This window comes from Streptococcus ictaluri 707-05, from assembly GCF_000188015.2.
GTDB classification, from domain to species: Bacteria; Bacillota; Bacilli; order Lactobacillales; family Streptococcaceae; genus Streptococcus; species Streptococcus ictaluri.
In genome coordinates, this window is the sequence record NZ_AEUX02000002.1 from 46,558 (window position 1) to 64,297 (window position 17,740).

16 protein-coding genes, 1 tRNA gene and 5 pseudogenes are annotated in these 17,740 nt (G+C 36.2%); 13 read left to right on the top strand and 9 right to left on the bottom strand.

Features of this window, described 5'->3' with window-relative positions; genetic code table 11:
• Positions 1 to 100: 100 nt before the first annotated feature.
• From STRIC_RS01705 to STRIC_RS01720, 4 genes and pseudogenes are all read left to right on the top strand, one after another.
• Positions 101 to 1,498 (top strand): C69 family dipeptidase, encoded by a 1,398-nt coding sequence (locus tag STRIC_RS01705; RefSeq protein ID WP_008087441.1) that lies wholly within the window; start codon positions 101 to 103, stop codon positions 1,496 to 1,498.
• 141 nt (positions 1,499 to 1,639) lie between these two features.
• Positions 1,640 to 3,204: pseudogene (locus STRIC_RS01710) on the top strand (zinc ABC transporter substrate-binding protein AdcA).
• Positions 3,205 to 3,533: 329 nt separating this feature from the next.
• Positions 3,534 to 3,845, top strand: a complete 312-nt coding sequence (locus STRIC_RS01715; RefSeq protein WP_008087446.1) for a hypothetical protein — start codon at positions 3,534 to 3,536, stop codon at positions 3,843 to 3,845.
• Between the two features lie 268 nt (positions 3,846 to 4,113).
• Positions 4,114 to 5,245: pseudogene (locus STRIC_RS01720) on the top strand (SIS domain-containing protein).
• A 154-nt stretch (positions 5,246 to 5,399) separates the two neighbouring features.
• Here the strand turns inward: STRIC_RS01720 and STRIC_RS01725 are convergent.
• The 4 genes and pseudogenes from STRIC_RS01725 to yghU form a co-directional block, all read right to left on the bottom strand.
• Positions 5,400 to 5,660, bottom strand: a complete 261-nt coding sequence (locus STRIC_RS01725) for a type B 50S ribosomal protein L31 (RefSeq protein WP_008087440.1) — start codon at positions 5,658 to 5,660, stop codon at positions 5,400 to 5,402.
• Positions 5,661 to 5,766: 106 nt separating this feature from the next.
• On the bottom strand, positions 5,767 to 6,705 hold the full coding sequence (locus tag STRIC_RS01730) for a DHH family phosphoesterase (protein ID WP_008087433.1): 939 nt from the start codon (positions 6,703 to 6,705) through the stop codon (positions 5,767 to 5,769).
• A 9-nt stretch (positions 6,706 to 6,714) separates the two neighbouring features.
• On the bottom strand, positions 6,715 to 7,146 hold the full coding sequence (locus STRIC_RS01735) for a GNAT family N-acetyltransferase (RefSeq protein ID WP_008087519.1): 432 nt from the start codon (positions 7,144 to 7,146) through the stop codon (positions 6,715 to 6,717).
• 66 nt (positions 7,147 to 7,212) lie between these two features.
• Positions 7,213 to 7,992, bottom strand: a pseudogene (gene yghU, locus STRIC_RS01740) (glutathione-dependent disulfide-bond oxidoreductase).
• A 253-nt stretch (positions 7,993 to 8,245) separates the two neighbouring features.
• On the opposite strand from yghU, the pseudogene add reads away from it, so the two are divergent.
• From add to STRIC_RS01780, 8 genes and pseudogenes are all read left to right on the top strand, one after another.
• A pseudogene (add, locus tag STRIC_RS01745) lies at positions 8,246 to 9,272 on the top strand (adenosine deaminase).
• Between the two features lie 59 nt (positions 9,273 to 9,331).
• Positions 9,332 to 9,781 (top strand): flavodoxin, encoded by a 450-nt coding sequence (locus STRIC_RS01750; RefSeq protein ID WP_008087529.1) that lies wholly within the window; start codon positions 9,332 to 9,334, stop codon positions 9,779 to 9,781.
• Between the two features lie 108 nt (positions 9,782 to 9,889).
• The gene (locus tag STRIC_RS01755) at positions 9,890 to 10,183 is read left to right on the top strand and encodes a chorismate mutase (RefSeq protein WP_008087467.1); all 294 of its coding nucleotides are present in this window, start codon (positions 9,890 to 9,892) and stop codon (positions 10,181 to 10,183) included.
• On the top strand, positions 10,167 to 11,393 hold the full coding sequence (locus STRIC_RS01760) for a chloride channel protein (RefSeq protein WP_008087451.1): 1,227 nt from the start codon (positions 10,167 to 10,169) through the stop codon (positions 11,391 to 11,393). Before STRIC_RS01755 ends, STRIC_RS01760 begins: the two co-directional genes overlap by 17 nt.
• A gap of 33 nt (positions 11,394 to 11,426) precedes the next feature.
• Entirely contained in the window at positions 11,427 to 11,930 is a 504-nt protein-coding gene (locus STRIC_RS01765; RefSeq protein ID WP_234944182.1) for a DUF2127 domain-containing protein, read from the top strand.
• A gap of 127 nt (positions 11,931 to 12,057) precedes the next feature.
• Entirely contained in the window at positions 12,058 to 12,405 is a 348-nt protein-coding gene (gene rplS, locus STRIC_RS01770; RefSeq protein WP_008087530.1) for a 50S ribosomal protein L19, read from the top strand.
• 397 nt (positions 12,406 to 12,802) lie between these two features.
• Positions 12,803 to 13,484, top strand: a pseudogene (locus STRIC_RS01775) (hydrolase).
• A gap of 61 nt (positions 13,485 to 13,545) precedes the next feature.
• Positions 13,546 to 13,617, top strand: a tRNA-Arg gene (locus tag STRIC_RS01780).
• Between the two features lie 46 nt (positions 13,618 to 13,663).
• On the opposite strand, the gene STRIC_RS01785 is transcribed toward STRIC_RS01780, so the two are convergent.
• From STRIC_RS01785 to STRIC_RS01800, 4 genes are all read right to left on the bottom strand, one after another.
• Positions 13,664 to 14,740: a tyrosine-type recombinase/integrase gene (locus STRIC_RS01785; RefSeq protein WP_008087493.1), complete on the bottom strand. Its 1,077-nt coding sequence runs from the start codon at positions 14,738 to 14,740 to the stop codon at positions 13,664 to 13,666.
• A gap of 123 nt (positions 14,741 to 14,863) precedes the next feature.
• A complete protein-coding gene (locus STRIC_RS01790) occupies positions 14,864 to 15,274 on the bottom strand; it encodes an HIRAN domain-containing protein (protein WP_008087469.1) in 411 nt (136 codons plus the stop codon).
• Positions 15,275 to 15,305: 31 nt separating this feature from the next.
• Positions 15,306 to 16,058, bottom strand: coding sequence for a LexA family transcriptional regulator (locus tag STRIC_RS01795; protein ID WP_008087410.1), 753 nt, complete (start codon positions 16,056 to 16,058; stop codon positions 15,306 to 15,308).
• A 496-nt stretch (positions 16,059 to 16,554) separates the two neighbouring features.
• Positions 16,555 to 16,770: a hypothetical protein gene (locus STRIC_RS01800; RefSeq protein WP_008087450.1), complete on the bottom strand. Its 216-nt coding sequence runs from the start codon at positions 16,768 to 16,770 to the stop codon at positions 16,555 to 16,557.
• A 58-nt stretch (positions 16,771 to 16,828) separates the two neighbouring features.
• Here STRIC_RS01800 and STRIC_RS12340 point away from each other — a divergent pair, with 58 nt between their 5' ends.
• The gene (locus tag STRIC_RS12340) at positions 16,829 to 16,987 is read left to right on the top strand and encodes a hypothetical protein (protein ID WP_008087431.1); all 159 of its coding nucleotides are present in this window, start codon (positions 16,829 to 16,831) and stop codon (positions 16,985 to 16,987) included.
• Between the two features lie 100 nt (positions 16,988 to 17,087).
• Here STRIC_RS12340 and STRIC_RS01805 read toward each other — a convergent pair whose 3' ends face one another.
• Positions 17,088 to 17,732 (bottom strand): hypothetical protein, encoded by a 645-nt coding sequence (locus tag STRIC_RS01805; protein WP_008087463.1) that lies wholly within the window; start codon positions 17,730 to 17,732, stop codon positions 17,088 to 17,090.
• Positions 17,733 to 17,740 lie beyond the last annotated feature (8 nt).

Below are 17,740 nucleotides of genomic sequence, written 5' to 3' on the forward strand. Positions count from 1 at the left end.
GTTTTTCTTTGGCTTAAGAGTGCTTTTTTTGAATTCTTGCCTTGAAGCTGTTTTTTAGTGTGTTATGATAGTAATAATCAAAAACAAAGGAGAAGCTAAAATGTCATGTACTACGATATTAGTTGGAAAAAAAGTATCTTATGATGGTTCCACGATGATTGCTAGAACGGAAGATTCTCAAAATGGAGATTTCACTCCTAAAAAGATGGTCCTTGTAAAACCAGAAGACCAACCCAAGCATTATCAGTCTGTATTATCTCGCTTTCATATGGATTTGCCAGATCGCCCGATGGCTTACACATCAGTTCCAGATGCTCTTGGAAAAGAAGGCATTTGGGGAGAAGCTGGTGTCAATGAAGCTAATATAGCTATGTCAGCCACTGAAACCATTACTAGTAATTCCCGTGTTCTAGGAGCAGATCCATTAGTACCTGAAGGTATTGGAGAAGAGGATATGCTGACTTTGGTTCTTCCTTATATTCAGTCTGCTCGAGAAGGTGTCCTTCGTTTAGGAAAGATTTTAGAAGAGTATGGTACTTACGAATCAAATGGCGTTGCATTTTCTGATGCAGAAGAAATCTGGTGGTTAGAAACGGTTGGGGGACATCACTGGGTTGCAAGGCGCGTGCCCGATGATAGCTATGTGACCAATCCTAATCAATTTGGTATTGATCATTTTGAGTTTAATAATTCAGTCGATTATCTCTGCTCTAGTGATTTGCGTCAATTCATTGAGACCTACCATTTAGATTTAACTTATAGTAATCAACACTTCAACCCACGTTACGCTTTTGGTAGTCAAAGAGATAAAGACCGCCACTACAATACACCTCGTGCCTGGATTATGCAAAAATTCCTGAATCCTGAGATAGAACAAGACCCACGTAGTTTTGAGATTCCTTGGTGTCGAAAACCTTATCGCAAAATAACTATCGAAGATGTCAAATACGTCTTGAGTAGTCATTACCAAGATACGCCTTATGATCCGTATGGACCAGAAGGAGATGTAATCAGTCAAAAAATGTTTAGACCGATTGGAATTAATCGAACTAGCCAAACAGCTATTTTACACATTCGTCCTAACAAGGCTAAAGAAGTAGCAGCTATCCAATGGATGGCCTATGGATCTATGCCTTTTAATACCATGGTCCCTTTTTTCACACAAGTGATGACTATTCCAGACTATTTTGCCAATACCCAAGAAAATGTCTCAACAGCTAGTTTTTATTGGGTCAATCGATTGATTGCCGCTTTAGCTGATTCACACTATAATCATCATATAAGTGACATCGAAGACTACATGGAGACCACTATGGCTAGAGGTCATGCCATGCTTCATCAAGCCGATAAAGCTCTAGCCCAAGGGCAAGTCCTTGATTTGAATCAAGAAAATCAAAAAATGAGTGATTATATTGAGCAAGAGACACAAAAACTACTTAATAAAATCCTTTTTGATGCGAGTAATCTAATGACCAATCGCTTTAGTCTAAGTGATTAAAAAATCAGTCTATTTCTACGTAGAAATAGACTTTTTTCTTTGTAGACACCATTTATTAAAAAGATAAAAAACTTGCAAATAAATCATAATGTGATATACTTAACCAGTATAACTTCAACCAGTTAATGAAAAGGAGGAATCATGAAAAAGAAAATTCTTTTAATGATTAGTTTAATCGGTGTTTTTTTGCCTGGCAACTTAGCCAAGCTAAACAAGTTCTAGCAGAGGGAAAAGTTAAAGTTGTGACAACTTTCTACCCTGTATATGAGTTTACCAAAGGTGTTTTGGGAAATGATGGTGATGTTTCTTTACTAATGAAAGCAGGAACAGAACCTCACGATTTTGAACCATCAACTAAAGATGTTAAGAAAATCCAAGATGCAGATGCTTTTGTCTATATGGATGACAATATGGAAACTTGGATTCCTGAACTTAAAAAATCACTGAAATCTAAAAAAGTGACCATTGTTAAAGGGACTGGCAATATGCTTTTAGTCGCTGGAGCAGGACATGACCACGATCATGAACATGAAGACGAGCACGACCATGCTGATAAAGGACATGACCATGCTGAACATGGTGAAGAAGCTCACAGTCATGCTTTTGACCCACACGTGTGGTTATCACCATATCGTAGTATCACTGTTGTTGAAAATATTCGTGATAGTCTAGCTAAAGCTTATCCTGAAAAAGCAGATAGCATCAAATCAAATGCGGCATCATATATCGAAAAGTTAAAAACGCTTGATAAAGAATACAATGACGCTTTGAGCAACGCTAAACAAAAAAGCTTTGTCACACAACACGCAGCCTTTGGATACATGGCACTGGATTATGGATTGAACCAAATTGCTATTAACGGTGTGACCCCAGATTCAGAACCATCAGCCAAACGTATCGGAGCTCTTTCAAAATACGTTAAAAAATATGGTATCAAGTACATTTACTTTGAAGAAAATGCTTCAAGCAAAGTAGCTAAAACATTAGCTAAAGAAGCGGGTGTTAAAACAGCTGTTTTAAGTCCACTTGAAGGTTTAACTGAAAAAGAAATGAAAGCTGGAGAAGATTATTTCATTGTCATGCGTGAAAACCTTAAAACATTACGTTTAACAACAGATGTTGAAGGTAAAGAAATCCTTCCAGAAGAAGATACAACTAAAACAGTTTACAACGGTTATTTCAAAGATAAAGAAGTAAAAGACCGTAAATTATCTGATTGGTCAGGTGATTGGCAGTCAGTTTACCCTTACTTAGAAGATGGTACTCTTGATCAAGTATGGGATTACAAATCTAAAAAATCTAAAGGTGCCATGACTCCTGAAGAATATAAAGATTACTATACAACTGGTTACAAAACAGATGTTAGCCAAATCAAAATCAATGGTAAGAAAAATACAATGACTTTTGTTCGTAATGGTGAAAAGAAAACTTACACTTACAAATACGCAGGTAAAGAAATCTTAACCTATCCAAAAGGTAACCGCGGAGTACGTTTCATGTTTGAAGCAAAAGAAGCAGATGCTGGTGAGTTTAAATACATTCAATTCAGCGACCATGCTATTGCTCCTGAAAAAGCAGAGCATTTCCACTTATACTGGGGTGGAGAAAGTCAAGAAGCTCTTCATAAAGAATTAGAGCATTGGCCAACTTATTACCATTCTGATTTATCTGGACGACAAGTCGCGCAGGAAATCAATGCTCATTAATGAGATATAAAAGTCTTAACCAATAAAAAAGAAGAATCATAAGATTCTTCTTTTTTCTCTGCCAGAAAGTTCTATTTCCCAGTCATTAGTTATTAATTGAATCAAAATATTTTAATAATCAAATTTTAAGAACATATTTAATTAATGTTATTAAAAAAACATTTGATTTCTTAGGATTTTTGAGATACAATAAGATTACTGATGGCGAACCATCATAAATTAAAACTAATGGTTAGTTAAACAGCTAACCCAACGGAGGAAAAATAAATGACACCATTTTGTAAAAAACTTGCTCTCTCAGCAATGACAGCTATGGCCATGGCAGGGGCTTGCCTAATTCATCTACTCAAACTACTAAAGCAGATGAATTAGATTGGTCAGATTTTGAAAATGAATTTCTCTTGGCTCCTGAACAGGAAGGTTATACTTCATTGATGAATTATTTAAAAGAAGTCGGTGTAAATGATTTTGATATTGATTTTTACTTACATGCTATTGTTGGTCAAGATTTTAATCAATTATTAGAGACTCTAAAAACTAAAACAGCTGATGAGGTTAAGTCACAAGTGGCTACAGAACTTTCCAAAATTTTTACTGAAGCTGGACCTGTAGACATGATTCGTCCTATCGAAGAAGTGTAAACTTCAACCCCCTCTTTTATCCAAAGAGGGGGTTATAGTTTTAATACAGAATGATTCAAGCTTGATGCAAATGTTGTATTATAATATACTCTAAGTGGTTATAACAAGTTAGGGGTTTTCATAAAGAAATAAGAGTCGCTCTATGCTATTTAAGGAAAACTGTCAGCAACCTATTTCGATAGCTGATAAGGCATTTTATGCCAACATTATTTTAGATGAGGAGGCTCACTTCCAACACCTTCCTAAATCGTGATTAAGGAGAAAAGCCATGTTTCAAATGACAGAAGAAGAACGAATTGCTTTAGGTGCTCAGATTACGACCAAAGAAATCTTACAACAACCACAAATTTGGTCAGAAACATTTGACTTATTTGTCTCACAAGAAGAAGCCTTGGAATCTTTTTTTAAAGAAATAATTGAAAGCGCCAACGGAAATAAAGTTAGAGTTATTTTCACTGGATCTGGAACGTCAGAATATGTAGGAAATTCCATTTGTCCTTATTTACAATTGGCAGGTGATCGCCTGCATTTTCGTTTTGAAAGTATTGCTACCACAGATTTAGTAGCGGCACCGCAGTATTATTTTTTTGATGATGAGCCAACTCTCTTAGTTTCTTTTGCAAGAAGTGGCAACAGTCCAGAGAGTGTTTCATTTAACCATTACTTGTGCTGAAGAAGGAAACTTGGCTAAATTAGCCAAAAGCAATCCTAATAATTATCTGTTTTTAATGCCTAAGGCCTCTAATGATGCTGGATTTGCCATGACTAGTAGTTTTAGTGGCATGTTATTAGCAGCTTTATTGATTTTTGATCAAGAGACGCATCTAGTGGATAAAAAAGCTTATCTAGATCAAATCTGTCAGGCAGTTGAGCACTTGATTTCTTCTTCAAACCGGCTAGAAAAAATGAGTCAATTGGACATCGAGCGAATTGTTTATTTAGGGTCAGGGCCTTTAGCTGCCCTGAGTCAAGAAGCTCAATTAAAAATGCTTGAACTAACGGCTGGTCAAATTGTTGCAGTCTTTAACTCTTCAATGGGATTTAGACATGGTCCGAAATCCTTTATCAACGAAAAAACCTTAGTTATGGGTTTTCTTAGTCAAAATGCTTACACAAGGCAGTATGATTTAGATATTTTGGAAGAAATTAAGTCAGAAAATATTGCAGCTCAAATACTTGCTATTGGAATAGAAGGAGAAGAACAGTTTAGTGGTGAATCAATTGTCTTAGCTAACTCCTCTCAACTTCCGGATGCTTACGCTGCCTAGGCAATGATTTTTGTAGCACAAAGCTTAGCACTCTTTTTGGCGGTTAAGGTTCAGAATTTTCCTGATACCCCTTCTAGAACTGGGACAGTTAACCGAGTCGTCAAAGGAGTCTCTATACATCCTTATCTATAGAAAGATTTGATAGACTTGCTTGTACTAGACAGCATATCCATTAGATTAAGGGGAAACTTGATACTTTATCATGATGAAGAGAATTACCCAAAAAAACAAGAGACAAAAAAACCACTGCCAATGAATTGGTAGTGGTTTAATGGTAAGATTGCTCTTATTTTGCTGCGTTTTCGTCTTTGAGACCGTATTTTTTGTTGAAACGATCCACACGTCCATCTGCTTGAGTGAACTTTTGACGTCCTGTATAGAATGGGTGAGAATCTGATGAAATTTCTACACGAATAAGTGGGTAAGTTTCACCTTCAAACTCAACTGTTTCTTTAGTAGTTTTAGTTGAACCACTAAGGAATTGGTAACCTGTAGTTGTATCAAGGAAAACAACTGGACGATAATCTGGATGAATGTCTTTTCTCATCTTAAAAAAATTCCTTTCTGCCATGACACTTTCTGCATCATAGTTTATTAACCACTCTAGTGTAACAAAACTTGTTTCAAATGACAAGCTTTTTTGGCTTAAAAATTTAGGATTCCTGACATAAGTTTATTAACTCTTCATAAATGAGGGCATTTTCCTCTAAGCTGGCGGAATTAGCTCCGCTAGCTAATGGATGACCACCGCCATTGTGTGCTTTTGCAATGCCATTAATGACTTTTTCTTTGCTACGCATTCGAACACGGTAGCTACCGTCTTCTTGCTCTACAAAGATAGCCCAAGCTTGTACACAATCAATTTTACCAGGAGTGGAAACGATAGCAGAGCTCTCTGCTAAGGTCACATCAAAAGCTTTCAGTGTTTCTTGACTTAGGAGTACATAAGCAGCTCCAGAATCATCAACTTCTAGATGATCAAACACATAACCTTGGAGTTTAGCAATTTTAAAAGGGAAAGAATCCATTTGACGGGAAATCGCTGAAAAATCAAAATCAAAGTCTCGTAATTGGCTGGCAATCTTTAAGGTTTTGCTAGTAGTTGATGGGTATAAAAAGCGACCGGTATCTCCTACTATTCCCGTGTACAAGTATTTAGCAGCCTCTTTAGTCATTGTCAAACCTAAAGAAAATGCAAAATCTGCAATAATTTCACTCGCACTTGAAGCACTGGTATCTACATAAGAAAGATCTCCATAAACATCCTCATCCGGATGATGATCAATCTTAATGAGACAATCACCGTCTAGATAACGCTGATCATCAATGCGAGGACGATTGGCTGTATCTGTGATAATGACCAAAGCTCCCTTATAATCTTGATCGCTAACTTGGTCCATCTGACTAATCCACAGTAAACTAGGCTCATCAAAACCTGTCATTAAAACCTTTTTATGAGGAAAATGACTGGCAATAATTTTTTTGAGACCAGCTTGACTGCCTAAGGCATCTGGGTCTGGGTTTTGGTGTCGATGGATAATGATTCTATCATAATCTTTGATTTTTTGGAGAATATCTTGAAAGCTTGTCATAGTGGTCCTTTACTCTTTAAACATATCAATGTGAGGGATGTCATCTTCTAGGTAAACTTCTGAAGTGGCTTGAAAACCAAAGAAAGTGTAGAAATCTTGCAAATAGGCTTGAGCCTGAGCATAAACGGGAAGGTTTGGAAACTTTTCATGACAAATCTTCAAAGCTGTTGAGACCAAATGGCGTCCTAAACCAGCTTGTCTGGCATCTTGTCGAACAAGGACCCGTCCAAGTTTAACTTGGTCTTCTTCAACAATCAAACGACAGTAAGCCATAACATTACCTTTGTCATCTTTTTGAAACAAATGCAAGGCTTTTAAGTCTAAATCATCGATATCTGGATAGGGGCAGTTTTGTTCAACGACAAAGACGGCAATTCGCTCTTTATAGATAGAAAAGAGTTCTTCAGTTGTCAAAGTATCAAAGCTTTTTATTGTCCACATAGTAGTTACATTCCCTTCTAGTTTTATAAGCTTATCATAGCACAAAGAGGCTAGAAACTAAGTGCCTTATGTAATATCTTGGTATTTAGCTACTAAGCCACGTTTGACTGCAGGGCGCTTAGAAATCTTATTAGCCCAAGCTTGTAAATGAGAGTATTTGTGTACTTATAAAAAGTGACCAGCATTTTCCCAGAGTTTATCTTGAGCTAAGCGACCATACCAAGACCAAATAGCAATATCAGCGATTGTATACTCATCACCAGCAATATAAGCTTTGTGGCTAAGTTCTTTATCTAAAAGATCAAGTTGACGTTTGGCTTCCATAGCAAAGCGGTCAATTGGGTATTCTAATTTTTCGGGAGCATAATGGAAAAAATGCCCAAATCCTCCACCTAAAAAAGGAGCTGCCCCGGTTTGCCAAAATAGCCAATTAAGGACTTCTGTACGCTTTTGTGGGTCCAAAGGAAGCAGTGCCTGATGTTTCTCAGCCAAGTAAAGGAGGATATTAGCTGATTCAAAGACACGAATGGGTTCTTTCCCTGATAAATCAAGCATAGCAGGGATTTTAGAATTGGGATTAATTGAAACAAAATCACTACCAAACTGTTGTCCCTGACCGATCGAAATACGGTAAAGGTCATAGTCTATCTTGTCGATACCAAGTTCTTTTAGCTCTTCAAACATAATAGCTACTTTAATACCATTTGGAGTAGCAAGTGAGTATACTTGATAAGGATGATTTCCTCTAGGCAAAACTTGTTCAAAGCGACTACCAGCTTGATCAGAATTTAGGCCAGGCATTTGCCTATGATTTTCCCAAATTTCAGGAATATGATAAGTTGACATGATAAAAACTCCTGTTCGTTTTTTTCTTATTGTCATCATATCAAATGTCAGACTAAAGCACAAAAAAATACTATTGTTCTTAACTTTTGGAGGAATGTTCGGTAAAAAGTGAATTGATATTAAAAATAGCAGACAAATCAGAAATAGTTTATGCTAAAAAGATGATATTAAAGCCTTTTATAAGAGATAAAGTGCTTGATTTTTTATATGATTTTGTTATGCTAGATAAAATATATTTGTAAGGAGATTGGTTGTGAACAACAATAAGTTTCAGGCGCTAGCAAGAACAGAGCTCCACTGTCATTTGGATGGCTCTTTATCATTACCTATTATTCGAGAGTTAGCCGCATTAGCTCAAGTGACGATTCCAAAATCTGATGCTGATTTAAAACAATGTGTAACAGCTCCTGAAAGTTGTGAGTCTTTAATGGACTATTTAAAGACATTTGAATTTATTAGACCACTCTTACAAACCCCTGAGGCTTTAAAATTAGCAACCTACGATGTAGTGAGGCAAGCAGCGCTTGAAAATGTTATTTATATGGAAATTCGATTTGCTCCTGAGCTTTCTATGGATAAGGGATTAACAGCTAATCAAGTCGTTGAAGCTGTTTTAGAGGGAATGGCAGAAGCAGAAAAAGATTTTAATATTATGGTAAGGGCTATTGTATGTGGTCTTCGTCAGTCACCTCTTTCTTTGACTGAATCCATTTTTAATGATGTCTTAGAGTGGGCTCAAAAAGGACTGGTTGGTTTTGATTTTGCCGGAAATGAGCTTGATTTTCCTCCTATATTATTAGAAAAACTTATGAAAGAAACTAGCCAAAAAGGATTTCCTTTTACGCTTCATGCAGGTGAGTGCGGTTGTCCTAATTATATCTCCCAAGCTATTGCAGCTGGAGCTAAACGTCTAGGGCATGCAACAGCGATATGCCACGAAACAGAACTTATTGACCAATTAGTATCTCATCAGATCACAGCATAGCTATGTCTAACCAGTAATTTACAGACCAAAGCAGCAAAAAGCATTAATGATTTTCCCTATCTGCCTTTGAAAGCAGCAGGAGGCAAGCATTAGTATCAATACGGATAATCGAACAGTATCAGATACCACATTAACGAAAGAGTACCAACTCTTCGCTCACCATTTCAATTGTCAAGCGTCTGACTTCTACAAACACAATCAATCAGCTATTTATGCTAGTTTTACTAATCCTGACGAAAAAGACTACCTCTTGAAAAGATTGCAAAAATCTTATAATAGACACCAGAAGAATTAGTGCTTTTCCTATCAACTTATGATAAAATAGAAGTAGTTTAGTTATTTTGGGAGGAAATTATGGCATTAGCAAAAATCGTTTATGCCAGTATGACAGGAAATACTGAAGAAATTGCTGATATTGTAGCAAGTAAATTACAAGAGTTAGGATACGACGTTGAAATTGACGAGTGTACCTCTGTTGAAGCTTCAGAATTCGAAGATGCTGATATGGCTATTGTAGCCACTTATACTTATGGAGATGGCGATTTGCCTGATGAAATTGTAGACTTCTATGAAGACTTGCAAGATTTAGATCTATCTGGCAAGATTTATGGTGTCGTGGGTTCTGGCGATACGTTTTATGATTATTTCTGCAAATCGGTTGATGAATTTGAAGAGCAATTTGCTTTGACTGGAGCCACTAAAGGTGCAGATTCTGTTAAAGTTGATTTAGCAGCAGAAGATGAAGATATTAAACATTTAGAAGCTTTTGCAGAAAAGATGTCACAAGCTTTAGAGACTATCTAAGTTAGCTGGTCTTGAATTTGTGCTTAAGATGTCAGGCCTAGGACCTGGCATTTTTTGGATTTTAGAAGGACTTGAACCGATTATTAATAATAGACAAGGAAAAGCGTGATGAGACTGAATGAAATTCGCCAAGACATCAATGAGATTGACCGTCAGTTGATAGAACTTTTAGAAGCAAGAATGTCCTTAGTTAATCAAGTGACACACTATAAACTCGAAAATCAAATGCCAGTACTTGATCAATCACGAGAAGAAGTCATTTTACAAACGGTGTCAGCTAAGGTAGCAGATAAAGCCTTTGAACCAGCCATCACAAGAACCTTTCAAACCATTCTAGAAATGTCTAGACAATTTCAAAAAAGTCGATTGGAAGAGGAGGCTAGTGATGCTAAGCCCTATTAAAACTCTTAAAGAGATAAGTTTTCAAGACAAAGTCTTATTAGCTTTTTTGGCACTTCCGATTGGTCTAGTTATAGGTGCTATCGATTTTATGTTTGGTCAAGGTTTGCTTGACTTATCTGCTTATCGAGACAATCATGTCACCTACTTGCTACCTTTTTTGCCCTTGGCTGGTCTGATCATTACTTTTCTTTATCAAAGATTTGGAAAAGAGGCCGCTAAAGGTATGGGCCTTGTTTTTGATGTTGGCCATGGTAAAAAAAAGCGTATTCCATTAATTCTTATTCCTCTCATTATTGTGACAACCTGGTTGACACACTTGTTTGGAGCAAGTGCCGGTCGCGAAGGCGTAGCTGTTCAAATTGGAGCTACTGTATCACATTATGTCAAACGGTTTACTGGGCTCAAAGAGCATTCACACACTTTTTTAGTGATGGGGATGGCCGCTGGTTTTGCAGGACTTTTTCAGACTCCAATGACAGGGGTTGTCTTTGCTTTAGAGGTGCTATTATTAGGACAATTGAGCTATTCAGCACTTGTTCCATCTCTTATTGCCGCTTATACGGCTTCGTGGACTTCTCATGCTTTAGGGTTGGAAAAATTTTCTGTGACTTTAGGGACTCAGTTAAGCCTAAACCTAATAAGCTTTGTCAAATTAATTATTTTAGGTATTCTCTTTGGAATTGTGGGAAATGCCTTTGCCTACTTCCTGTCTAAAGTCAAAGCTGGGTTAACTGAAAAGTTCTCCAATCCCTATCAGCGTATTTTTGTTATCAGTTTGATACTTTCTTTAGCTTTATTGCTATCTTATCAGGGACGTTATAGTGGCCTAGGGACTAACTTAATTCATCAAGCATTTAGTCAAGGGGATATCTATGCCTATGACTGGGTATTGAAGCTTATGTTTACCGTTTTGACATTATCCGCAGGATTTCAAGGTGGGGAGGTAACGCCACTCTTTTCTATAGGAGTCTCTTTTGGTTTTATCCTGGCACCTTTAGTAGGATTGCCTTCCTCTTTAGTCGCTGCTCTTGGCTATGCGAGTGTTTTTGGAAGTGCTACAAATACCTTCTTAGCTCCAATTTTTATTGGATTAGAAGTTTTTGGGCCTCAGAATAGTTTTGCTTTTTTCATTGTATCTGCTATAGCTTATAGGGTTAGTCGAAAGCACTCTATTTATAGTAATCAACAATTCTTGTCGCTTCGCTTCTAGAGGATAGGTACTACTACAAAGAAAGAAATGGTTATGACAGAAAAATACTCAAATAGTAAGAAACAAATGATTGATCAATCCTTTAAAATAGGTTTGATTTCAAAGATGTTAGTAGCAGTTGGAGAAGCAATTGCTGGTTTATTGTTGTGCTTCTTCAAAAGTTCAACACTTCAATATGCTATTTTAATCCTAACATCAGGGCAATTAGAAAAAAATCCCCATCACTTTTTGGCTAGTCATCTAATTCAACTAGGGAACATGATAACAATTGAAAGTCAAAAAGCGGCAGCTTTCTATTTGTTAAGTCATGGAGCGGTAAAATTGTTTGCGCTGATCTTGCTTTGGCGAAAGCAGTTGTGGGCCTATCCTTTATCTATACTAATATTTATCGCTTTTATTATCTATCAATTTAGGTTATTTATCAGTAATGGTAATTGGGCTCTAATCTTTATTTCTCTTGTTGATGTGGTGATGATTATTTTAACGTGGATAGAATATCAAAGCATGAGCGCCAAAAGGAAATCTTCAGGCTTATAATTTATAAGATTTGGCTTTACAAGTGATTTTTATTATGATAGAATGAATTTTGTGTGTAATGGACACAAAATTACGGCTAATCCGCTAAGACAGGCTCTTAAGATTAGTAAGATAGGAGAATATAAAAATGAATCCATTAATCCAAAGTTTGACTGAAGGTCAACTTCGCTCTGATATCCCTAACTTCCGCGCTGGTGATACTGTTCGCGTTCACGCAAAAGTTGTCGAAGGAACTCGCGAACGTATCCAGATCTTTGAAGGTGTAGTTATTTCACGTAAAGGTCAAGGGATCTCAGAAATGTACACAGTTCGTAAAATTTCAGGCGGTATCGGTGTAGAGCGTACTTTCCCAATCCACACTCCACGTGTTGATAAAATTGAAGTTGTTCGTTACGGTAAAGTCCGTCGTGCTAAACTTTACTACTTGCGTGCATTACAAGGTAAAGCAGCTCGTATCAAAGAAATCCGTCGTTAATCTAAGATACCTAGGGCGTCTAGAAATCGACAGAAAAATAGGAAACTGTCAAAGTGACTACGTCACACGGCAGTTTTTCTTTTTTCCGAGATTTCAGCCCGGGTTCAATTTATTCAAATACAGGATTTGAAGACTCCCACAGTGGAGTCTTTTTTATATTTAGAAAAGCCCAAGTCACTCGGTAGTTTTTCATTTTTCGAGATTTTAGCTCGGATTCCATTGAGAATGGGTACAACTAAGAAACAGTTGATTTCAAGTGGGTGTTTCTTTTTGTTGAGACTTCAGTCCAGCTTTAATTAGAGTGATCTAAAGCAATCTAAAAAAATTTATTGTTTTTAATTTTTAAGACAAGTCTGTGTTACAATTAAGCATAGAAATGTTTATTGAGGAGAATGCTATGGTGACTAAACAGCTAGAAGCCCCAACAGTAATGTCGGATTTTAAGGCAAGAAATCATCAAAATGCCTGATATGATTAAAGAGTGTTCAGGTATTAATATTTATGGTCGTACCATTAAATCTATCTTATTTAGTACAGATGTGTCTATCATTGCTAACAATAATGCGGATGCTGTTTTGGCAGTTTATCCATTTACACCCAATCCATCAATCATCAAAAGTATTATGCTTGTTGCTTCTGTTCCAGTATTAGCAGGGGTTGATGGAGGATTGACTACAGGATTTCGAGCCGCTAACATGAGTCTTTTTTCTGAATCATAAGGTGCTATGGCGGTTGTTGTTAATGGCCCAACAAAGGTGGAAACAATTCGAAGTATTGAACAAATGATTGATATTCCCATTATTTATACTGTTGTCTCCCTACAAACTGAGATCAAAGAAAGAATAGAAGCGGGTGTTGATATTTTAAATGTTAGCGGCGGTCCAGAGACAGCTGCAATTGTCAGAAAAATTCGAAAAACCTTTCCTAACTTTCCCATAATGGCTACTGGTGGACCTACAGAAGAGACAGTCCGAGAAGTCATTGAAGCAGGAGCAAATGCTATTACGATTACACCTCCTTCAAATGGTGAACTCTTTAAAAAGAAAATGGAAAAATACCGTAAAAGTCAAAAAGACTAACGGTAAAATCTTGCATTCACCCATGTTCTAGGTTACAATAGTTTCTGTAATCTAGATGCTTGACCCCTTAGTTCAATGGATATAACAACTCCCTCCTAAGGAGTAGTTGCTGGTTCGATTCCGGCAGGGGTCATTTGAAATAACACTAAAAGCCTTTATTTAAAGGCTTTTTATAGTGTTCAATCTAATTCGAGGGGCACAAAAGGGGCAGTTTGATTATTAATCAATTCTTTCATATTTACAGTTGTATGACTGTAAATTGATAATGTTGTGTTGGGGTCTGAATGGCCAACTCTGTCCATAATCGCTTTTAGTGGTATTCCTTTTTCGGCTAAAAACGAAATGTGTGAGTGTCTGAATAAGTGAGTATGATAGTCACCATAAATTTTCAGGCGCTTATTGATGTATGCGTTTAAAATTGGTAAACCTTTTGAATTTGGAAAAATAAATTCACTCACTTTATTTTGTCGATTGATGATTTCTAAAATGTTATCAGATACGGAAATTTTGCGAGTTGATTTTTTGGTCTTAGTAGTCGTGATTTTTCTAGTGTGAAAATCGTAAGTTGAGTTGATCAGAATTTCTTTATTTTCAAAATCAATCTTATCATAAGTCAAGCAAGCCAGTTCGCCATACCTTACACCAGTCAGAAACATCAATAAAACGATGTCTGCGAGCTTTTGCTCATTGTTGGCTATCATTCTACCACAGAGGTCATAAACTTCATTAGATGTTAAATAAAGTACCTTTTCAGGCATATATTCCTCTTTTGGCTTAGGTACTAAAACATTATCTGTCGGATTGCTTGTTAAATAGTCCATTTGGATTGCGTAAGACAAAATAGCGTGTAATCTTTTTCTACATTTATGTGTAACATGGTACGAATGGTTTTTTAATAAGTTGTCAATAAGTTGTCTAATGTCACGTTTAGTCAACTTGCTGATAATTGTATCATCTGGCAATACGGTTGCGATATGACTGTCTGAGACTAAATAACCACGCTTTGTAGAGTCTTTGACTGTTGGTATCCATTGGTTTAAATATTCACGCTTTAATTCACCATAGGTCATCTCAGAATGATCGCGAATAGCAAGTCTATCTTCAATCTTTTCTTGCAAGATTAGATTTGCTTTTTTTTGAGCTTGGCTTGAATTCTTATCTAATGTGACAGATACCTTTTTGTATTTTTTTGTCAAAGGATCTGTATAACGTTCGATAAATTTAAATTTTCCATTTAATAATTCTTCAATCCACATTTGTTTTATACCTCTTTTTCTGTTAAAATAGGTACGAGAAAAAGGGCTTTTTAATGCCTGATTTCTTGTACTTGATTCGCCCTACGCTCAGAGTCGCCAAACTTTGAGAGCGTGGGGCTTTTTTTATTTTGAATAAATTTTTATAAATAAAGCAAAGTCAAACTCATTTTCATCTATTGGGAATCCTACCATTGCGGTTGCTTTGATAATAATATTTTCTTTTTGTATTATTCTTCTTAATTCCCGCATTTCTCTTCGTGGGATATACCCGACAAAAATACCAAAGAGATAGACTTTTATAGCAAGGTGATCGTGTGGATTCGTTGGTTCTCTCATCAACTCGACATCATCTGTTTCACCGTCATTGAGTTCTAATAAATTCAATGCTTTTCTGGCATTCTTTTTTCTATATTTCATACCTACGATACCAGTAACAGTTTTATAAATTAAGTTAGCGTCATCGAATGCATCATCCTTTTTCGGTTGGCATTCAAAAGGTTTTTGTTTCGGCTTCCAAAAATTAAAAATACTCATTATTAACTCCTTGCCAATGAACGCTTCTAAGTTAGTAGTGACCTTTGTTTTCCGAATAACTTCCAACGACTTCGCCAATAATTCTAAAGTCACTATCTCTATCTATCGGTATATCCTCATATTTGCTGTTCAAACTATGCAGAAATGCCCCCTCAGCGTTTATAAGCAACTGTTTGATATAAGCGTCACCGTAGTACTCAAACACGCCTATATCGCCGTCTGATAGCTCTACGGATAGTTTGACAAATACATAGTCTCCTGAGTGATACTCTGGTTCCATGGAATCGCCATAAACAGGTATAACAAAATCAGCGTCATAATCGATTGGCAACTCAATTGTTTCTACTTGTACGTCATTTAGATACTGACCTGTACCAGCAGAAGCAGCATGGTCGTAGTAGTTGTAGGGGAATAAATGAATGATTTTCTTGTTTTTTTGCTCTTCTTTAGTTTGTTCGGATAAAAGATTTTCACCATGCTTTATCCAATCACTGTGACGAGGTTCTTTGAGTTTTTTGTCTAATAGAGCGACGATATTAGATGGAGAAGAAACGCTCTTGTGAGAATACGCCTCTACTAAATCAGATTTTTCCACCCCGAAATAATTAGCCATTAATTCAATTTTGTCAATCCTTGGATAAGTCTTAGCGTTCACCCAGTCTAATACTGTACTATATTTAAAACCCATTACTTTTGAAAATTCTTTAGGATTAATATTTTTCTTATCTAAATGTCTTCTTATATTTGAAGCCATTATTTTTTTATTACCGAGTGAACCACTCATAACGACACCTCATTTCTGATTATATTATAACGGAAAAACCGTGTTTTTGTCAAAAAATATTTTAAAAAATGAAAAAAATAACGTTTTTGTGTTGACAACACGGTTAAACCGTGTTAAACTATAATCAAGCTTAAGGAATTAAGCAAAACGAAAGGAGGTACAGCTAATGAAATCTAGGCTAAACAAAAAGCCTAAACACAAAGAAGTCGAGTTGGAAATTCACATTCTTTGGTTTAAGCTTAGAATTCACTACTCAATCGAGTGGTGACAATAACAAGAGGGTTTCTCAGCCCTCTCCCCTAACGGGGTAAGTTTAGTTTAGCATATTGGCTGTATCTCCGCAAGAATGAAAGGAGAGGTTATGAGTGAACGAAATGAAACGTTTATCGGAGTGCTAAAAGATATGCACATGCAAATTTTGCGAGATTTCGTAAACGAAGAAGACCCCTTAACAAGGTGCGAGCTTGCTAAAGGGTTCCTCGAAATTGGCGACTATTTATCCAAACAATGACTCGCCACGCTCAAGAGCTTCGGCTATAACTTTACCATTATTGATTTGTTCTTGCTTTTCGGCTTCAACGAAAGGTAAATTATATTGCTTAATAGCTTCCACAGAGTCTTCGTAAAGTTTGATTTTATCTTTGATAGACAAAGTAGGGCTAGAAGAAGCGACAATAGCGAGAGCTAAATCTTTTGAATTAGAAATTTTCATTAGCTTATCCTCCTTTCCACTAGGATAAGTTGATTATAACATTTTTAGGAGGCACAAAATGAATTGGAAAAAACTAATGCTAGGCGATTTAGAACACACGTTTACTAGTCGTGATGGCAAAGAAAAAACAAGCATTGAATTTGAAGGTGGCGTATTACCAGCGCTGTTGGTACTAGGTGGTATCACTTGGCTGATCGCTTGGTTTATTACAAAATAAAAACTCCCAAAAGGGAGTGGAAAGGAGGAAGAGAAAATGGAGAAAATAAAATATGGAGTATTAGGTTCTTCTAAAATATTTCACACAAAAGAATTAGCTCTCATTCATGCAAATCTTCTAGGATATCCTCGTAGTGCGGTTTTTTTGATAATTCCACAGGAAATGACGCAGAGAATGATTGATAAGGTGAATTAACATATCCCGATTTATTAGTTTTAAATAACTTTTTCCTCTTAGCTACTTTAAAAGCAACAAAGAGTTTATCTGTAATTTCAGAGGTTTGTATTATTAAATCCATCCTTGTCATGCTGTGAGCTTTTAATACTCCATAGTCTGCCTCTGGGACTTCCACAAGAATTGTGTTCCCGTCAGCTAGTATTGCAGCTATGGCCTCTCTATCTGTTAAATCGTTAATTATATTGTTTTGCTTTTGATAATAATGCTGGTATTTTCTTTTTTTGTCAAAAACAATTAAATCAAAATAGCTTGCATCAACATTTGAAGGGTTAATAATTTTAATATTCGCTCTTAATGTTCCATTTGGGTTATATATGCTTTCGCCATTATCTAAAACAATTGATAAAACCCAATCGGTCTCAGGAGTCACTATCAATTCAACTGGTAAGTTATTACTTCGATAATTTGAGTATGATAAACATAAAGCTATTAAAGCCATCCAGTTTTTTATTAAATATTCAATAACATGATAAAAAAAGTAAGATAGTAAGTTTAGAAAATTTTCCACAAATTTTC

Excerpts from the sequence above, each read along its gene's own strand:
- STRIC_RS01705 (WP_008087441.1), top strand. The coding sequence starts at position 101 with ATGTCATGTACTACGATATTAGTTGGAAAAAAAGTATCTTATGATGGT.
- STRIC_RS01725 (WP_008087440.1), bottom strand. The coding sequence starts at position 5,660 with ATGAGAAAAGACATTCATCCAGATTATCGTCCAGTTGTTTTCCTTGAT.
- STRIC_RS01730 (WP_008087433.1), bottom strand. The coding sequence starts at position 6,705 with ATGACAAGCTTTCAAGATATTCTCCAAAAAATCAAAGATTATGATAGA.
- STRIC_RS01735 (WP_008087519.1), bottom strand. The coding sequence starts at position 7,146 with ATGTGGACAATAAAAAGCTTTGATACTTTGACAACTGAAGAACTCTTT.
- STRIC_RS01750 (WP_008087529.1), top strand. The coding sequence starts at position 9,332 with ATGGCATTAGCAAAAATCGTTTATGCCAGTATGACAGGAAATACTGAA.
- STRIC_RS01755 (WP_008087467.1), top strand. The coding sequence starts at position 9,890 with ATGAGACTGAATGAAATTCGCCAAGACATCAATGAGATTGACCGTCAG.
- STRIC_RS01760 (WP_008087451.1), top strand. The coding sequence starts at position 10,167 with ATGCTAAGCCCTATTAAAACTCTTAAAGAGATAAGTTTTCAAGACAAA.
- STRIC_RS01765 (WP_234944182.1), top strand. The coding sequence starts at position 11,427 with ATGACAGAAAAATACTCAAATAGTAAGAAACAAATGATTGATCAATCC.
- rplS (WP_008087530.1), top strand. The coding sequence starts at position 12,058 with ATGAATCCATTAATCCAAAGTTTGACTGAAGGTCAACTTCGCTCTGAT.
- STRIC_RS01785 (WP_008087493.1), bottom strand. The coding sequence starts at position 14,740 with ATGTGGATTGAAGAATTATTAAATGGAAAATTTAAATTTATCGAACGT.
- STRIC_RS01790 (WP_008087469.1), bottom strand. The coding sequence starts at position 15,274 with ATGAGTATTTTTAATTTTTGGAAGCCGAAACAAAAACCTTTTGAATGC.
- STRIC_RS01795 (WP_008087410.1), bottom strand. The coding sequence starts at position 16,058 with ATGAGTGGTTCACTCGGTAATAAAAAAATAATGGCTTCAAATATAAGA.
- STRIC_RS01800 (WP_008087450.1), bottom strand. The coding sequence starts at position 16,770 with ATGAAAATTTCTAATTCAAAAGATTTAGCTCTCGCTATTGTCGCTTCT.
- STRIC_RS12340 (WP_008087431.1), top strand. The coding sequence starts at position 16,829 with ATGAATTGGAAAAAACTAATGCTAGGCGATTTAGAACACACGTTTACT.